The sequence below is a fragment of the Klebsiella sp. GW_Kp181 genome (assembly GCF_040062315.1).
Lineage (GTDB): Bacteria > Pseudomonadota > Gammaproteobacteria > Enterobacterales > Enterobacteriaceae > Klebsiella > Klebsiella oxytoca.
Window position 1 is genome coordinate 12,421 of the sequence record NZ_JBEAFR010000081.1, and the last position, 13,527, is coordinate 25,947.

Here is a 13,527-nt window from a genome sequence, read left to right on the forward strand (position 1 = left end):
CCTGAGCGGCGGGCGTGAGCCTGCCGCAATATCCCGAGGTTATTTATGAAGAAGTTACTGCTTGTCGCCATTATGGCAACAGGCCTGGTTGCCTGTACGCAGTCGCCAGCGCCGAAAGAAGACTCAAAGTTGAGAGACGCCTACAGCGCCTGCATTACTAGCGCGGAGGGGAACCCGGATAAGGTTGAAGCCTGTCAGAGCGTACTGAACGTGCTTAAGCAAGAGAAACAGCACCAGCAGTTCGCCACCCAGGAAAGCGTGCGGGTGCTGGACTATCAACAGTGTATCCAGGCGCGCAAAACCGGTAACGATCAGGCCGTGCAGGCGCGCTGCGACCAGCTCTGGAAAGAGATCCGCAGCAACAATACGCCTCGTTAATCCAGGCGGAGACGGGCAAAGCGGGCGGAGCGTAAACTCCGCCCGCGGCTATTTTAGCGGGGTATTTCTGCTGGCTGATAGCTGCGGCTCAGGCGAGTAAAGAGCATGGCGGTTGCGGCAAGTCCGCATAGCGCAGCGCACATCAGCCACCAGCCCGGCGAGCTTTTATCCCCGGTGATCTCGACCAGCGCGGTGGAAATAGCCGGCGTCAGGCCGCCAAAGATAGCGGTGGCGAGGCTAAAGGCTAACGAAAAGCCCACGGTGCGGACGTAGACCGGCATCACTTCGGTCAGCGCCGCGACCATCGCGCCGTTATACATACCGAAGAAAAACGAGAACCAGAGCAGGACCAGCGTCATACGGGTAAAATCCGGCGCGGCGGTGAGCCAGTGCATCACCGGCCAGGTGGTAAACAGCGCCAGCAGGGTGATGCCCATCAGCACCGGACGACGGCCTATTCTGTCAGAAATTGCCCCGCCAATCGGTAACCAGATAAAGTTAGAGATGCCGACCAGCATGGTAACCAGCAGGCTATCGCGAGCGCTCAGATGCAGCACGGCTCTCCCGTAGGTTGGGGTATAAACGGTAATAAAGTAAAAAGTGGTCGTGGTCATCGCCACCAGTAAGGTGCCCGCCGAGATGATGCGCCAGTTTTTTACAATCGTGCTCAGGATTTCTCGGGTATCAGGACGATGTTTACGCTGCAGGAAAGCTTCGGTTTCCTGTAGCGAACGCCGCAGTACAAAAATCAGCGGAATGATCAGACAACCAATAAAGAAGGGGATACGCCAGCCCCATTCGGCGATCTCATCATGGCCAAGCGTTTCGTTTAGCGCGTAGCCAATCAGCGCCGCGACCACGATAGCCACCTGCTGGCTGGCGGATTGCCAGCTGGTATAGAACCCCTTTTTCCCCGGGGTGGCGATTTCCGACAGGTAGACCGACACGCCGCCGAGCTCTACGCCCGCTGAGAATCCCTGCAGCAGACGGCCGACTAATACCAGAATGGGGGCGAGAACGCCGATGGTGTGATAGCCGGGGACCAGTGCTATCAGCAGCGTCCCGCAGCCCATAATCGCCAGCGTCACCATCAGCCCTTTACGCCGCCCGATTCTGTCGATATAGGCCCCCAGCACTATCGCCCCGATAGGGCGCATCAGGAAGCCCGAACCAAACACGGCGAAGGTGAGCATTAACGCCGCAAACTCACTTTCCGCCGGAAAGAACGTTCTGGCGATGTAGGTGGCGTAAAAACCGAACAGAAAAAAGTCGAATTGCTCGAGAAAATTACCGCTGGTCACGCGGAGAATAGCGCCGAAGGTACCGGCGCGCGATGATGATTGCGTCATAGGGGTTGCTCTCCATTGTCTTTATCTTGTTTTTATAGAGGTAAGAGGAGCGGACTAGTCGCCTGCGACTGCCGCCTGTTTTCCGCGCCGTTTCTCAATTGCCCACTTGAGTAACGCCGCACAGCGATAAAATCCGTGGGCAAATTTTCCGTATGGCAGGGTTAAAAACAGCGCCATCACAACGCCGAGATGAATGGCGAGCAGGACGCCCATCCACGAGGTATCGCGCCCTGCCAGCAGGGCCAGTCCGGTCAGGCTGGTCAAAAACAGCAGCAGAATAAAGCCGCGATCCATCGGCTTTTGCCGCGCATCGCCGTGCAGCGGCGAGCGGCGCAGGTTTAGCCATAGCAAACCCGCCGGGCCGACCAGCAGGCCGATACCGCCGAGCGTGCCCAGTACAACCGGTACGCTGAAGAAAGGGTAGGGGGCCTCCCAGCCGGCGATATAGTGATAACCCGTAGCCACCACGGTGGCGGCGAAACAGAGCAGAAAACCGTAGAAGGTAAAGTGATGGAAACGGCGGCGCATCAGGGTAAACGCGTCATCAGCCTCGTTGCAGCCTTTACCGTGCCCGCCGTCGAGATACTTCAGCGTGAGCGCATTATGCGAGGCTGTAGCGATGTCGATAGCCTGAGGCTGACCCGGTGAAATCTCGCGCCAGAAGCGGATCACCCCGCTCATCAGTAACCCTATGGCCAGAATGAAGACCGAGCCAAACATCCAGGCCAGCAGGTTATGGGGAAATATCCGGTAAAAATCGCCGGCCAGCGGTGGATGAAGCAGCGAGCCATTGAGCCCCATCGCCAACAGCAAAAAGAGGATCAAACCGGCGACCAGCGCCAGCACCGTGGTCACGCCGGCCCGACGGTAGAGGCTGCTGAAAGCCGCGGGCTGGGCATAGTGCTGATAGGTTTCCAGGCGGACTTCCGCCATCGCTTTCGGGACATTAATGGCAAACTCATGCGGCGGCGCATACTGGCAGGCATGCAGGCAGGCGCCGCAGTTGTGGCACAGGTTGGCCAGGTAGTTAATATCCGCTTTACCAAAAGCCAGGCGCTGAGTCATGGCCGGAAACACGGCGCAAAACCCTTCGCAATAGCGGCAGGCGTTACAGACCTGCATCACCCGTTCAACTTCTGCTTCCGGCTCGGTAATGATCTGCGCGTCGATAACCAACTTTTCAAGCGACTTCATGATGTATCTCCTGCTGTGCCGCACGGGCGGCCTGCTGGCCGGCAATGCGGCCGAACGTCGTACCAATCGACATGCCTACGCCGGCGGTATAGCCTTTGCCCAACACGTTGCCGGCCATCATTTCGCCAGCAACGAACAGGTTACGGCTGGGTTTGCCCGCAAAATGGACGGCGGCGCGTTCATTGACGTACAGTCCGAGGTAGGTGAAAGTGATCCCCGGGCGCAAGGCGTAACCGTAGTAAGGCGGCGAATCGATGGGCCGCGCCCAGTGGGTTTTCGGTGGGGTCAGGCCTGATGTTGCGCAGTTATCAAGGCAGGTATGATCGAACTGGCCCGGCACGCAGGCGGCGTTATAGTGCGCGATGGTTTGCGCCAGACGCGCCGCGTCCAGCCCCAGCTGGCGAGCCAGTTCTTCGATAGTATTGGCCTGGGCGCCGGGAAAAACCGGCGGCATAAAGTGACCGATCGCTTTGCTGTCGATAATTGAATAGCCGATTTGTCCCGGCTGGTGGGCGACCAGCCGCCCCCAGATGGCATAACGTTTGGGCCAGAAATCTTCCCCTTCATCATAAAAGCGCTCGGCGTCGCGGTTTACGACCACGCCCAGCGATACGCAGTCCACGCGGGTGCAGATCCCGCCATCATAGAGCGGTGCCCGGGCGTCAATGGCGACGCAGTGTGACTGCGAGGGATCGCCGATAACGTCAGCCCCGGCGTCGATCATATATTTCAGCAGCACGCCCTGGTTAAAGCGGGTTCCGCGGATGAGAAAGTTATCGGCTGGCCATTCGCCACGATCGTTCTGTCCCCACGCTTCGCGCAGCCACTCGCGGTTAGACTCAAAGCCGCCGGCGGCGAGGACGCAGGTTTTCGCGGCAATCCTTTCTTCACCCGCCAGCGCGGCGACGAATTCGCCGTTATACAATTCGAGCGCCTGGACCGGGGTGTTGTAGCGGATCTGTACACCCATCTGCTCCGCGCTGCGGTAATAAGCATTTATAAGAGCCTTGCCGCCGCCCATGAAAAAGGCGTTGGTGCGGGCGACGTGCAGTGCGCCGGAGAGCGGCGGCTGAAAGTTAACTCCGTGCTGGCGCATCCAGTCCCGGCACTGTGATGAGGTACGGATCACCAGCCGCGCCAGCGCTTCGTTGGTATTACCCTCGGTGACGCGCAGCAGATCCTGCCAGTACTCTTCTTCCGGATAGCTGTCGACCAGCACATCCTGCGGAGCATCGTGCATACAGCGAAGGTTCCGCGTGTGCTGAGAGTTTCCGCCGCGCCATTCTTTCGGCGCGGCCTCCAGCAGCAGCACGGACGCGCCGGATTCCCGGGCGGTCAAGGCGGCGCATAGCGCAGCGTTGCCGCCGCCAATCACCAGTACATCCACCATTTTTGGCTCCATTACGGTTTGCTTTATTGTTAAATTTGTAATGGAAATGTATGCGTTCAGGGCGGCAGGACGCTATGGCGTATTGCTAAAGAGGGGTTTAGTGTGCGTAAAGGCTGGCGCCAGGCCAGCGGCCAGATTCGACCAGCTGACGCATGACTTTTGCCAGTATGACTCGCGCGGCGAGACCCGATGGGGTCAGTTCATCATCGGAAAGACTGACGAGAAAATTAGGCCGACTGAGTATCGGATTGTTGATGCCGATCACTCTCAGGGGGTCGCCATCGAGATGAGAAATCGCTGCTCCCGGCTGCAAAGTGGCGCCGAGGCCGTCGCGCACGGCGCGCATCAGCAGGGCCAGACCGTCGATTTCAGCGACCACATCGACATTAAGCGCATGCTCCTGGCGCATCGCCTCCAGCCTGCCGCGCAGCCCATGCCCCAGGCTTGGCATAATCAGCGGGACAGCGGAAAGCTGGTCCGGCGAGATACTATCGTCGGGAAGGGGAGCCAGTACCTTATGGGTGCCAATCAGAAACAGACGCTCTTCAAGAATCGGCCTGGCGCTCCAGCGCACAAGCTTCTCCTTCTGGAACACAATCGCTAAATCGAGCTGACGGGTGTTGATCATGCGTTCAAGGTTGCCGGAGAGACTTTCTACCAGATGCAGGCGGACGTCGGCATAGCTTTCGCGCATCGCGTTGATAAAGGGTACGCCGAGCACAGAGGCGGTGCTGGGGGCCATGCCGACGCTGACGTGGCCAGATAGCCGCGCCTCGCGCGCAGCAAGAACCGCATCATCAGCGTGGCGCAGCGCCAGCTGCGCCTGTGAATAGAAGGCGAGGCCAGCGCTGGTGGGCATTACGCCGCGAGACGTCCGTTGTAGCAGGCGAATGGCGAGTTCATTTTCCAGGCGCGCCATTTGTTGGCTAAGCGCGGAGACGCCGATATTCAGGTCAAGCGCGGCACGGCCCATACTGCCGGTTTCAATAATGCGCACAAAATAGCGTAGCTGGCGAAGCTCCATAAGCACTCCGTATAAAGCAGGATGCACCGACAGTAAACGTATTCAGGCGCGAGAGGAAGAGGCGGCAGATGGCGGGCAAAAAAAAGCCAACCCGCAGGCTGGCTTTGGCTGATAAACGATGCGGTGATTATTTCTCTACCGCGTCGTGGGCATGTTCATCTTCGCGGCAGTCGCCTTCTGCACAGTGGCCGTACAGGTACAGACTGTGGTTGGTGAGGCGAATACCGTGTCTGGCGGCAATCTCACGCTGGCGCGCTTCGATGGAATCATCGCTAAACTCGATCACTTTGCCGCAGTCCAGGCAAATCAGATGATCGTGATGGTGCTGCTGCGTCAGTTCAAAAACGGATTTACCGCCTTCGAAATTATGACGGGTGACGATACCGGCGTCGTCAAACTGGTTCAGTACGCGGTAGACGGTGGCCAGGCCAATCTCTTCACCCATATCAATCAGGCGTTTGTATAAGTCTTCCGCACTGACATGATGGTTATCCGGTCCTTGCAGCACTTCCAGGATTTTTAATCTCGGAAGCGTCACTTTCAGGCCAGCTTTCTTTAATGCGGTATTGTTGTCAGTCATGCGGAATCTGTCCTGTTGCTAAACGATCTACTTCCATCAGCGGAAGTAATACAGAGAATCACCCGATGTAATGCGTCTCATTATAGAACTGCCATGGTGAAATGAAAACTGCAAGCATCGGGCCTTGTATGCTGTCAAAAACGAGGCACTCGCTACAAAGTGCTTCACGCGACCCCGTTAAATCAGAGGACATTGTACAGATATGTGATTAAAAGTTAAAAACTTGTAGCTATAACTTTGATTGCTTTTATCTATCAATTCGGCGAAATATGGTGATTACGCCGTTTAGACTCAGGCATTCTTGATTTCTTCGAGGTGCAGCTCCTCGGAAATCTGTTTTACCCATTTTTCGACGCGTTCGTTAGTCAGTTCAGGCTGACGGTCTTCGTCGATAGCCAGACCGACAAAATGATCGTCATCGGCCAGGCCTTTAGAGGCTTCAAAATGGTAGCCAGCGGTCGGCCAATGGCCAACGATAGTTGCGCCGCGCGGTTCGATGATATCGCGAATGGTGCCCAGCGCATCGCAGAAGTATTCAGCATAGTCTTCCTGGTCGCCGCAGCCAAAGAGGGCTACCAGTTTGCCATTAAAATCGATCTCTTCCAGCGTCGGGAAGAAATCGTCCCAATCGCACTGGGCTTCACCGTAGTACCAGGTTGGGATGCCGAGCAGCAGGATATCGTGAGCTTCCAGATCCTCTTTGCTGCTTTTGGCAATGTCGTGAACATCAGCAACATCTTTACCAAGCTGCTTTTGAATCATTTTTGCAATATTTTCGGTGTTGCCGGTGTCGCTGCCAAAAAAGATGCCGATGATTGCCATGAGTAAAATAACCTCTTGAAACTTAATGATGTGGTAGTGGCGTAATGCCCGCAGATAGGGGCAATGATAGCAGAACTGAGAAGGGCGCGGAAACAGCAATCACGCCCAACTGCACACTCTGCTACATGAAAGCTTATTTTTTGAGGGTTTTAGGCTTTATCCTGGCCGCGCAGGGCTGCCAGCTGGGTCATCAGCATCTCTTCGATCAGATCGCTGCGGTTCATGTTACGGGCTTCGGCCAGCTCATTGAGCGCATCGACCGCATCGGCATTGAGCTTAAGCTCCACGCGCTTCAGGCCGCGGCTCTTGTCGCGTTTAAGCTGATTGCGTTTGTTGATGCGCAGCTGTTCATCGCGCGAAAGCGGATTCGTTTTCGGTCTTCCCGGCCGACGCTCAGTTGCGAACAAATCTAATGTCGTACGGTCCGTTTGTTCTTTTGCCATGATTCAGAGTGACTTCGGGGGAAACAAGCTATCGGGCATAGCCGACGCAGACAGCGCGCCATAATACATCAGGCGGCGGGCTGCGCCAACGGCCGCGGACATTAAGCCGCGCGGTCGAGTATATTTTAGGCAGTTACGCGGCGATAGAGGTCAAATAACGGCGAATGGCGCGGATCACAGCCTCCGGTTTTTCAGCATGCACCCAGTGTCCGGCGCCGGCGATAACGTGCGCCCGAGCTTCGGGAAACTGCGCCAGCAGCGCGTCACGACAGGCATCGGTCACGTAAGGGGAGTTGCCGCCGGGGATAAACTGCGCCGGATGCGGCCATGCCGGGACGGTTTGCCAGCCGACGATGTTGTCGTACTGCTCCCACAGCACCGGTACGTTAAAACGCCACTGGCCATCCACAAAGGATTTCAGCAGAAACTGAACCACGCCCTCTTCATTAAGGTGTTGACGCATGACCGTCGCTGCCTGCTGACGCGTAGCGGCGCGCGCATCGGTAACGGCGTTGATGGCAGCAAAAATTTCATCATGGCGGCGGACGTGATAATCCACCGGGGCGATATCAATAGCTACCAGGCCTGCGATGCGCTCTGGCGCCAGCGCGCTCAGCGCCATCACCGCTTTGCCGCCCATAGAGTGACCAATAAAGGTGGCTTTCTCAATCTGCGATTCATTGAGAGTATCAAGCAGATCCTCAGCCATCGCGGCGTAGGTCATCTCCGGCGCGCGCGGGGAGAGACCGTGGTTTCGCATGTCGACCTGCACCGTATCGTGATCGACAACCAGATCGCGGGCGAGGATCCCAAGGTTGTCCAGGCTGCCAAAAAGGCCGTGGACCAGGACGATAGGGGGATTATTGTGCTGATTCTGTGCAGATTGCGCTCGGCTATTTAATTTCATGGCAAAGTTCTTTTTTTCGCTCCGTCGGGTTAGGGTATTATGTTGAACATTCTGCCATCCGGCTGCAAGACCCGGAAGATTTCTGAGTTTTGCCGTCATCCTGGTTTGACGCTATCCGCGGTTGGGATTTGTCCCTATAATCCCGACAACTTGTATTCAGAAAAAGATATCGCACTGGATTAAGATGAAAACAATTGAAGTTGATGATGAACTCTATAGCTATATTGCCAGCCACACCAAGCATATTGGCGAGAGTGCATCCGACATTTTACGGCGCATGTTGAAGTTTTCCGCCGTTTCCCAGCCCGCCGCACCGGTAGCGAAAGCCGCTCCGGCACCGGCGCCAACGCCTGTCGTTGACGTGAAGCCCGCTAATCCTCTGAAGGATAAAGTTCGCGCGATGCGTGAGCTGCTGTTATCTGATGAGTATGCCGAACAAAAGCGCGCGGTAAACCGATTCATGCTGGTTCTGACTACCCTCTACACCTTAGACAGCAAAGCGTTTGCCGAGGCCACCGAGTCTCTGCACGGGCGCACCCGCGTCTATTTCGCTGAAGATGAGCGCACGCTGCAGAAAAACGGTAATCAGACTAAGCCTAAGCAGGTCCCCGGTACGCCGTGGTGGGTTATCACAAATACCAATACCGGTCGCAAATGCAGCATGATCGAACACATCATGCAGTCCATGCAGTTCCCTGCGGAATTGATCGAAAAGGTTTGCGGTACGATCTAGTCATTTAACTTTTGCACCAGAAGGATCAGGCAATGGCAATCGATAAGCGCGCAGGTCAACCTGCGCAACAGAGTGATTTGATTAACGTCGCCCAACTGACTGCCCAGTACTATGTGCTGAAGCCGGAAGTAGGCAATGCGGAACATGCGGTGAAGTTTGGCACCTCCGGCCATCGCGGCAGCGCGGCGCGCCATAACTTCAACGAGCAGCATATTCTGGCGATTGCCCAGGCAATTGCTGAAGACCGCGCGAAGAACGGGATCACCGGCCCATGCTACGTCGGGAAGGACACCCACGCGCTCTCCGAACCTGCCTTTATTTCCGTACTGGAAGTGCTGGCGGCGAACGGGGTTGACGTTATCGTGCAGGAAAACAACGGTTTCACCCCGACGCCGGCGATTTCCAATGCGATTCTGGTGCACAACAAAAAGGGCGGCCCGCTGGCTGACGGTATTGTTATTACGCCGTCCCACAACCCACCGGAAGACGGCGGTATCAAATACAACCCGCCGAACGGCGGCCCGGCTGATACCAACGTCACCAAAGTGGTAGAAAACCGCGCCAACGAACTGCTGGCGGCGGGCCTGCAGGGCGTGAAGCGTATGACGCTTGATGCGGCGCTGGCCTCCGGTCACGTCAAAGAGCAGGATCTGGTGCAGCCGTTTGTTGAGGGATTAGCGGATATCGTCGACATGGCGGCGATCCAGAAAGCCGGACTGACGCTGGGCGTCGATCCGCTGGGCGGCTCCGGTATCGAATACTGGAAGCGTATCGCCGAGCATTACAACCTAAACCTGACTATCGTGAATGACCATGTGGATCAGACTTTCCGCTTTATGCACCTCGATAAAGACGGCGCAATCCGCATGGACTGCTCCTCCGAGTGCGCGATGGCGGGCCTGCTGGCGCTGCGCGACAAGTTTGACCTGGCTTTCGCCAACGACCCGGATTACGACCGCCACGGTATCGTCACGCCGGCCGGGTTAATGAACCCGAACCACTACCTGGCGGTGGCGATTAACTACCTGTTCCAGCATCGCCCGCAGTGGGGCAAAGATGTTGCGGTGGGTAAAACCCTGGTCTCCTCGGCGATGATTGACCGCGTAGTCAACGATCTGGGCCGCAAGCTGGTGGAAGTACCGGTTGGCTTTAAGTGGTTCGTTGATGGCCTGTTCGACGGTAGCTTCGGCTTCGGCGGCGAAGAGAGCGCGGGGGCGTCGTTCCTGCGCTTTGACGGGACGCCGTGGTCCACTGACAAAGACGGCATCATCATGTGCCTGCTGGCGGCGGAAATCACCGCGGTGACCGGGAAAAACCCGCAGCAGCACTACGACGAGCTGGCAGAGCGCTTCGGCGCGCCAAGCTACAATCGTCTGCAGGCTTCCGCGACTTCAGCCCAGAAAGCGGCGCTGTCTAAGCTCTCTCCGGAAATGGTGAGCGCCAGCACCCTGGCAGGCGATCCGATTACCGCGCGTCTGACTGCGGCTCCGGGCAACGGGGCGGCGATTGGCGGTCTGAAAGTGATGACCGACAACGGCTGGTTCGCCGCGCGTCCGTCAGGTACCGAAGATGCCTACAAAATCTACTGTGAAAGCTTCCTCGGCGCTGAACACCGTCAGCAGATTGAAAAAGAAGCGGTGGAGATTGTCAGCGAAGTGCTGAAAAACGCCTAATCTCCCTCATGATAATCAGGCCCGTTTCAGGGCCTGATTTTTTTTCGCAAGGCAGCGATGAAACTAAAACGTAAACACGTCTTCCGGTTCTGGGGCGGGATGGATCTCTTTTATCTCATCCAGTTTCTCGGCTGGAATCTTTACCATCAGCGCCTGCCTTTCTACGACGACATCCTCTCTTATCTCCAGCTTGTACCCACCCTTGGCCTCGCGGCCGCCTGGCTGTTCCCGCTGAATGTGCTGCTGATTGTCTCTATTCCCGTGTCGATGGTTCTCCTCTGGCGGCAGAGCCGCTATGCCCTGCGGTTGGCCTGTGCGCAAACGCCCCTGCGGCTGGCCTTTATGCTGCCCTCACTTTCGCTGGTGCTATGGGGCGCGCAGGTCCTGGGAGTTAAAGGCGCGGCTTTCTTTATCGCTCTGCTGCTGGTCTCTGAGGCGGCAAAATTGATGACGTTATGGCGATGGCGAAAGATTTAACTTTTCGCGTTATCTTCACGGGGCAGGGGTATCCGGTAACACGGTGACCGAATCGGGCATAAACGGGTATCAGGTCGTTGACCGGGTTTGCCCGTTTTGCCGAATTAACTACCGGAGCAGGTGAACAATCACGGCTAATTCTGCGATTTTAGTCACAAATTTATCGTGATTAAAATGAAATTTCCCATATATATATGATCTACTTCAAATTAAAAAAAGCTAAAAGCTTGTTTTGATTTTGTATGATTTATGTCACTTACTGATATGGATGATTTTGTTATATTTATGTCATTAAATCCTGGATGCTTTCTTGAGAACTTATATGTTACAAGTTAAACGTCACTCATTAATTGTGGAATATGTCGTAGAAAAGGGATGTGCCAGAGTTAATGAGCTGTCGCGATTATTTGGCGTATCTCCGGAAACTATTCGACGTGATTTAACTGCGCTGGCCAGGAATAAGAAACTAGTGCGCAGCTTTGGCGGCGCAATGATTTCCGAAAATACGGCATCGTTTTTAGCTGCCGATATGCCGGCAAATAACGGAAACTTTGTCGATAAAGCCGAAGCCTTTATTAAGCGCACGAAAGAACAGCCAGAACGTAAGATGCGCATCGCCAAAGGCGCGCTGCAATTTATTCATGAGCATGAGTGCATCATTATGGATAATAGCAGCTCCTGCTGGTTTTTAGCCCGTCAGCTACCTGACATTGAATTGACCGTTATTACTAATTCTTTGAATATTATTCAAACCTTAGCCTGTCGCAAAAAAATAAGAATTGTCAGCGTTGGTGGTGAATATTCTGAGCGTCACGGTGACTTTCACGGTCCGGTTGCTGAGTTCATTATCAACAATTTTAAGGTCAATAAGCTGTTTTTCTCCTGTCAGGGCCTGGACTCCGGTCTGGAAATTAAAGACAGTAATGAAGTCAACGTCCGGCTAAAGCAAGAGATGCTGAAAGTTGCCGATCAAAAAATTCTGATGGTCGATAGCAGTAAATTTGAACGCTATTCGCTTTATAAAATATGCGATCTGGCGGATATTGATATCTTGATCACTAATGAGTTACCCGGCGATATCTATCGCCAGCATCAGGTACATATTGTAGAGACCAAATAAGGCTCTGAATAATAATCTAATTGCATCATCATTTAATCGCTCTGTACCAGTTGGAGGAGTATTGCATTAGCAATACTGTCCCTCTTCATTATTTATCCGAAAAAGAGGTTTACGATGGAACAATTACCTGAAGATATGAAAGCGGTTGTCTGCCACGGTCCCCAGGATTATCGCTTTGAGAAAATTCGCCGCCCGATCGCCAAAGAAAAGGAAGTGGTCATTAAGGTTGACGGCTGTGGAATATGCGCCGGTGATTGCAAGGCCCAGGACGGTGCGCCGATGTTCTGGGGTGATAATCCGTGGGTAAAAACGCCGGTAGTGCCCGGCCATGAGTTTTACGGTCGGGTTGCTGAATTAGGCCCGGGTTCCGCTGAAAAATATAAATTAAAAATTGGCGATCGCATTCTCGCTGAACAGATTGTTCCCTGCCATGAGTGCCGTTTCTGTAAAACCGGAAAATACTGGATGTGTGAAACCCATGATATTTACGGCTTCCAGAAAGATGTCGCCGATGGCGGTATGGCTGAATATATGCGTTTCTCCGAACGCGCGATTATTCATAAAATTCCTGAATCATTAAGTGAAGAAGATGCGGCGCTGATCGAACCTATGGCCTGTGCAATCCATACGGTACGCCGCGGGGATATCGAACTGGATGATGTGGTCGTTATCGCCGGCGCCGGGCCGCTGGGGCTGTGCATGGTGCAGGTCGCTCATCTTAAGACGCCGAAGAAACTGGTGGTCATCGATACCATGGAAGATCGCCTGGCGCTGGCTAAAGCGTTTGGCGCCGACGTGGTCATCAACGCGGCGAAAGAGGACGCCGTCGCCATCGTTAAATCCATGACGGACGGATACGGCTGCGACGTTTATATCGAAGCGACCGGCGCGCCTGTTGGCGTGACTCAGGGGCTGGAGATGATACGCAAGCTGGGGCGCTTCGTTGAATTTAGCGTGTTTGGGAAAGAAACCACCGCCGACTGGTCGATCATCGGCGACCGCAAAGAGCTCGATATTCGCGGTGCGCATCTCGGCCCCTACAGCTATGAAATCGCTATCGATCTTTTTGAGCGTGGCCTCTTGACCGCCAAAGGCGTGGTAACGCATTTCTATTCTATCGATGAGTGGAAAGCCGCTTTTGAGATGGCCAAATCGCTGGATTCCATCAAGGTCGTTATCAAGCCATAAATTTATCATCATTCACTCGCGTCATTTATATTTATTGTTCTGCACTTTCATAAATGGCTGCTAAATCAATACTGGATTTCTTCAATCATGGGGATTGCTGAGATAAATGTCGGTAGCCTCTGCTAATTACCAGTGGTGAATTTATTGCTCAGTAAATCAGGCAACATTAGTACCATGAAAACGCTGCTGAATAATTTATATTCCGCAGCGCACAACTCAATAAGGAGATATTGAATGCCTGTAAAATTT

Annotated in this window: 14 protein-coding genes; 6 read left to right on the forward strand and 8 right to left on the reverse strand. The window is 54.6% G+C overall.

The features are described from left to right. Positions 1 to 45 precede the first annotated feature (45 nt). Positions 46 to 378 carry a ChiQ/YbfN family lipoprotein gene (gene chiQ, locus ABLV11_RS22505; protein WP_004100227.1) on the forward strand — a complete coding sequence of 111 codons (333 nt, stop codon included), beginning with the start codon at positions 46 to 48 and terminating at the stop codon, positions 376 to 378. A gap of 53 nt (positions 379 to 431) precedes the next feature. Here chiQ and ABLV11_RS22510 read toward each other — a convergent pair whose 3' ends face one another. From ABLV11_RS22510 to ybfF, 8 genes are all read right to left on the reverse strand, one after another. Then, positions 432 to 1,727 (reverse strand): MFS transporter, encoded by a 1,296-nt coding sequence (locus ABLV11_RS22510; protein ID WP_049094124.1) that lies wholly within the window; start codon positions 1,725 to 1,727, stop codon positions 432 to 434. 54 nt (positions 1,728 to 1,781) lie between these two features. Beyond that, entirely contained in the window at positions 1,782 to 2,921 is a 1,140-nt protein-coding gene (tcuB, locus tag ABLV11_RS22515) for a tricarballylate utilization 4Fe-4S protein TcuB (protein WP_224329948.1), read from the reverse strand. Beyond that, positions 2,908 to 4,311: an FAD-dependent tricarballylate dehydrogenase TcuA gene (gene tcuA / locus ABLV11_RS22520; RefSeq protein WP_004100231.1), complete on the reverse strand. Its 1,404-nt coding sequence runs from the start codon at positions 4,309 to 4,311 to the stop codon at positions 2,908 to 2,910. The genes tcuB and tcuA overlap by 14 nt, the downstream gene beginning before the upstream one ends. Positions 4,312 to 4,408: 97 nt before the next feature. Beyond that, positions 4,409 to 5,335: a tricarballylate utilization LysR family transcriptional regulator TcuR gene (gene tcuR, locus ABLV11_RS22525; RefSeq protein ID WP_142475386.1), complete on the reverse strand. Its 927-nt coding sequence runs from the start codon at positions 5,333 to 5,335 to the stop codon at positions 4,409 to 4,411. Between the two features lie 127 nt (positions 5,336 to 5,462). Then, complete coding sequence (gene fur, locus ABLV11_RS22530) at positions 5,463 to 5,915, reverse strand: ferric iron uptake transcriptional regulator (protein ID WP_004100233.1); 453 nt, start codon at positions 5,913 to 5,915, stop codon at positions 5,463 to 5,465. Between the two features lie 291 nt (positions 5,916 to 6,206). After that, complete coding sequence (gene fldA, locus ABLV11_RS22535) at positions 6,207 to 6,737, reverse strand: flavodoxin FldA (RefSeq protein ID WP_004100234.1); 531 nt, start codon at positions 6,735 to 6,737, stop codon at positions 6,207 to 6,209. Between the two features lie 149 nt (positions 6,738 to 6,886). Beyond that, on the reverse strand, positions 6,887 to 7,180 hold the full coding sequence (gene ybfE, locus ABLV11_RS22540) for a LexA regulated protein (protein WP_004100235.1): 294 nt from the start codon (positions 7,178 to 7,180) through the stop codon (positions 6,887 to 6,889). 133 nt (positions 7,181 to 7,313) lie between these two features. Further along, complete coding sequence (gene ybfF, locus ABLV11_RS22545; RefSeq protein WP_134882504.1) at positions 7,314 to 8,087, reverse strand: esterase; 774 nt, start codon at positions 8,085 to 8,087, stop codon at positions 7,314 to 7,316. A 184-nt stretch (positions 8,088 to 8,271) separates the two neighbouring features. On the opposite strand from ybfF, the gene seqA reads away from it, so the two are divergent. The 5 genes from seqA to ABLV11_RS22570 all read left to right on the forward strand — a co-directional run bounded on the left by seqA (position 8,272) and on the right by ABLV11_RS22570 (position 13,278). After that, the gene (seqA, locus tag ABLV11_RS22550) at positions 8,272 to 8,820 is read left to right on the forward strand and encodes a replication initiation negative regulator SeqA (RefSeq protein ID WP_004111417.1); all 549 of its coding nucleotides are present in this window, start codon (positions 8,272 to 8,274) and stop codon (positions 8,818 to 8,820) included. A 32-nt stretch (positions 8,821 to 8,852) separates the two neighbouring features. Further along, entirely contained in the window at positions 8,853 to 10,493 is a 1,641-nt protein-coding gene (gene pgm, locus ABLV11_RS22555; protein WP_024273919.1) for a phosphoglucomutase (alpha-D-glucose-1,6-bisphosphate-dependent), read from the forward strand. A gap of 57 nt (positions 10,494 to 10,550) precedes the next feature. Next, positions 10,551 to 10,970, forward strand: a complete 420-nt coding sequence (locus tag ABLV11_RS22560) for an arginine:ornithine antiporter (RefSeq protein WP_134882505.1) — start codon at positions 10,551 to 10,553, stop codon at positions 10,968 to 10,970. Positions 10,971 to 11,292: 322 nt separating this feature from the next. Then, positions 11,293 to 12,090, forward strand: coding sequence for a DeoR/GlpR family DNA-binding transcription regulator (locus ABLV11_RS22565; protein WP_064345066.1), 798 nt, complete (start codon positions 11,293 to 11,295; stop codon positions 12,088 to 12,090). Positions 12,091 to 12,204: 114 nt separating this feature from the next. Further along, entirely contained in the window at positions 12,205 to 13,278 is a 1,074-nt protein-coding gene (locus ABLV11_RS22570; RefSeq protein ID WP_004100247.1) for an erythritol/L-threitol dehydrogenase, read from the forward strand. Positions 13,279 to 13,527: the final 249 nt, after the last annotated feature.

Bases quoted from the DNA above. Each gene is read 5' to 3' on its own strand.
- tcuA (WP_004100231.1), bottom strand. From the start codon at position 4,311: ATGGTGGATGTACTGGTGATTGGCGGCGGCAACGCTGCGCTATGCGCC.
- pgm (WP_024273919.1), top strand. From the start codon at position 8,853: ATGGCAATCGATAAGCGCGCAGGTCAACCTGCGCAACAGAGTGATTTG.
- fur (WP_004100233.1), bottom strand. From the start codon at position 5,915: ATGACTGACAACAATACCGCATTAAAGAAAGCTGGCCTGAAAGTGACG.
- ABLV11_RS22560 (WP_134882505.1), top strand. From the start codon at position 10,551: ATGAAACTAAAACGTAAACACGTCTTCCGGTTCTGGGGCGGGATGGAT.
- tcuB (WP_224329948.1), bottom strand. From the start codon at position 2,921: ATGAAGTCGCTTGAAAAGTTGGTTATCGACGCGCAGATCATTACCGAG.
- ybfE (WP_004100235.1), bottom strand. From the start codon at position 7,180: ATGGCAAAAGAACAAACGGACCGTACGACATTAGATTTGTTCGCAACT.
- fldA (WP_004100234.1), bottom strand. From the start codon at position 6,737: ATGGCAATCATCGGCATCTTTTTTGGCAGCGACACCGGCAACACCGAA.
- ybfF (WP_134882504.1), bottom strand. From the start codon at position 8,087: ATGAAATTAAATAGCCGAGCGCAATCTGCACAGAATCAGCACAATAAT.
- chiQ (WP_004100227.1), top strand. From the start codon at position 46: ATGAAGAAGTTACTGCTTGTCGCCATTATGGCAACAGGCCTGGTTGCC.
- ABLV11_RS22510 (WP_049094124.1), bottom strand. From the start codon at position 1,727: ATGACGCAATCATCATCGCGCGCCGGTACCTTCGGCGCTATTCTCCGC.
- seqA (WP_004111417.1), top strand. From the start codon at position 8,272: ATGAAAACAATTGAAGTTGATGATGAACTCTATAGCTATATTGCCAGC.
- tcuR (WP_142475386.1), bottom strand. From the start codon at position 5,335: ATGGAGCTTCGCCAGCTACGCTATTTTGTGCGCATTATTGAAACCGGC.
- ABLV11_RS22570 (WP_004100247.1), top strand. From the start codon at position 12,205: ATGGAACAATTACCTGAAGATATGAAAGCGGTTGTCTGCCACGGTCCC.
- ABLV11_RS22565 (WP_064345066.1), top strand. From the start codon at position 11,293: ATGTTACAAGTTAAACGTCACTCATTAATTGTGGAATATGTCGTAGAA.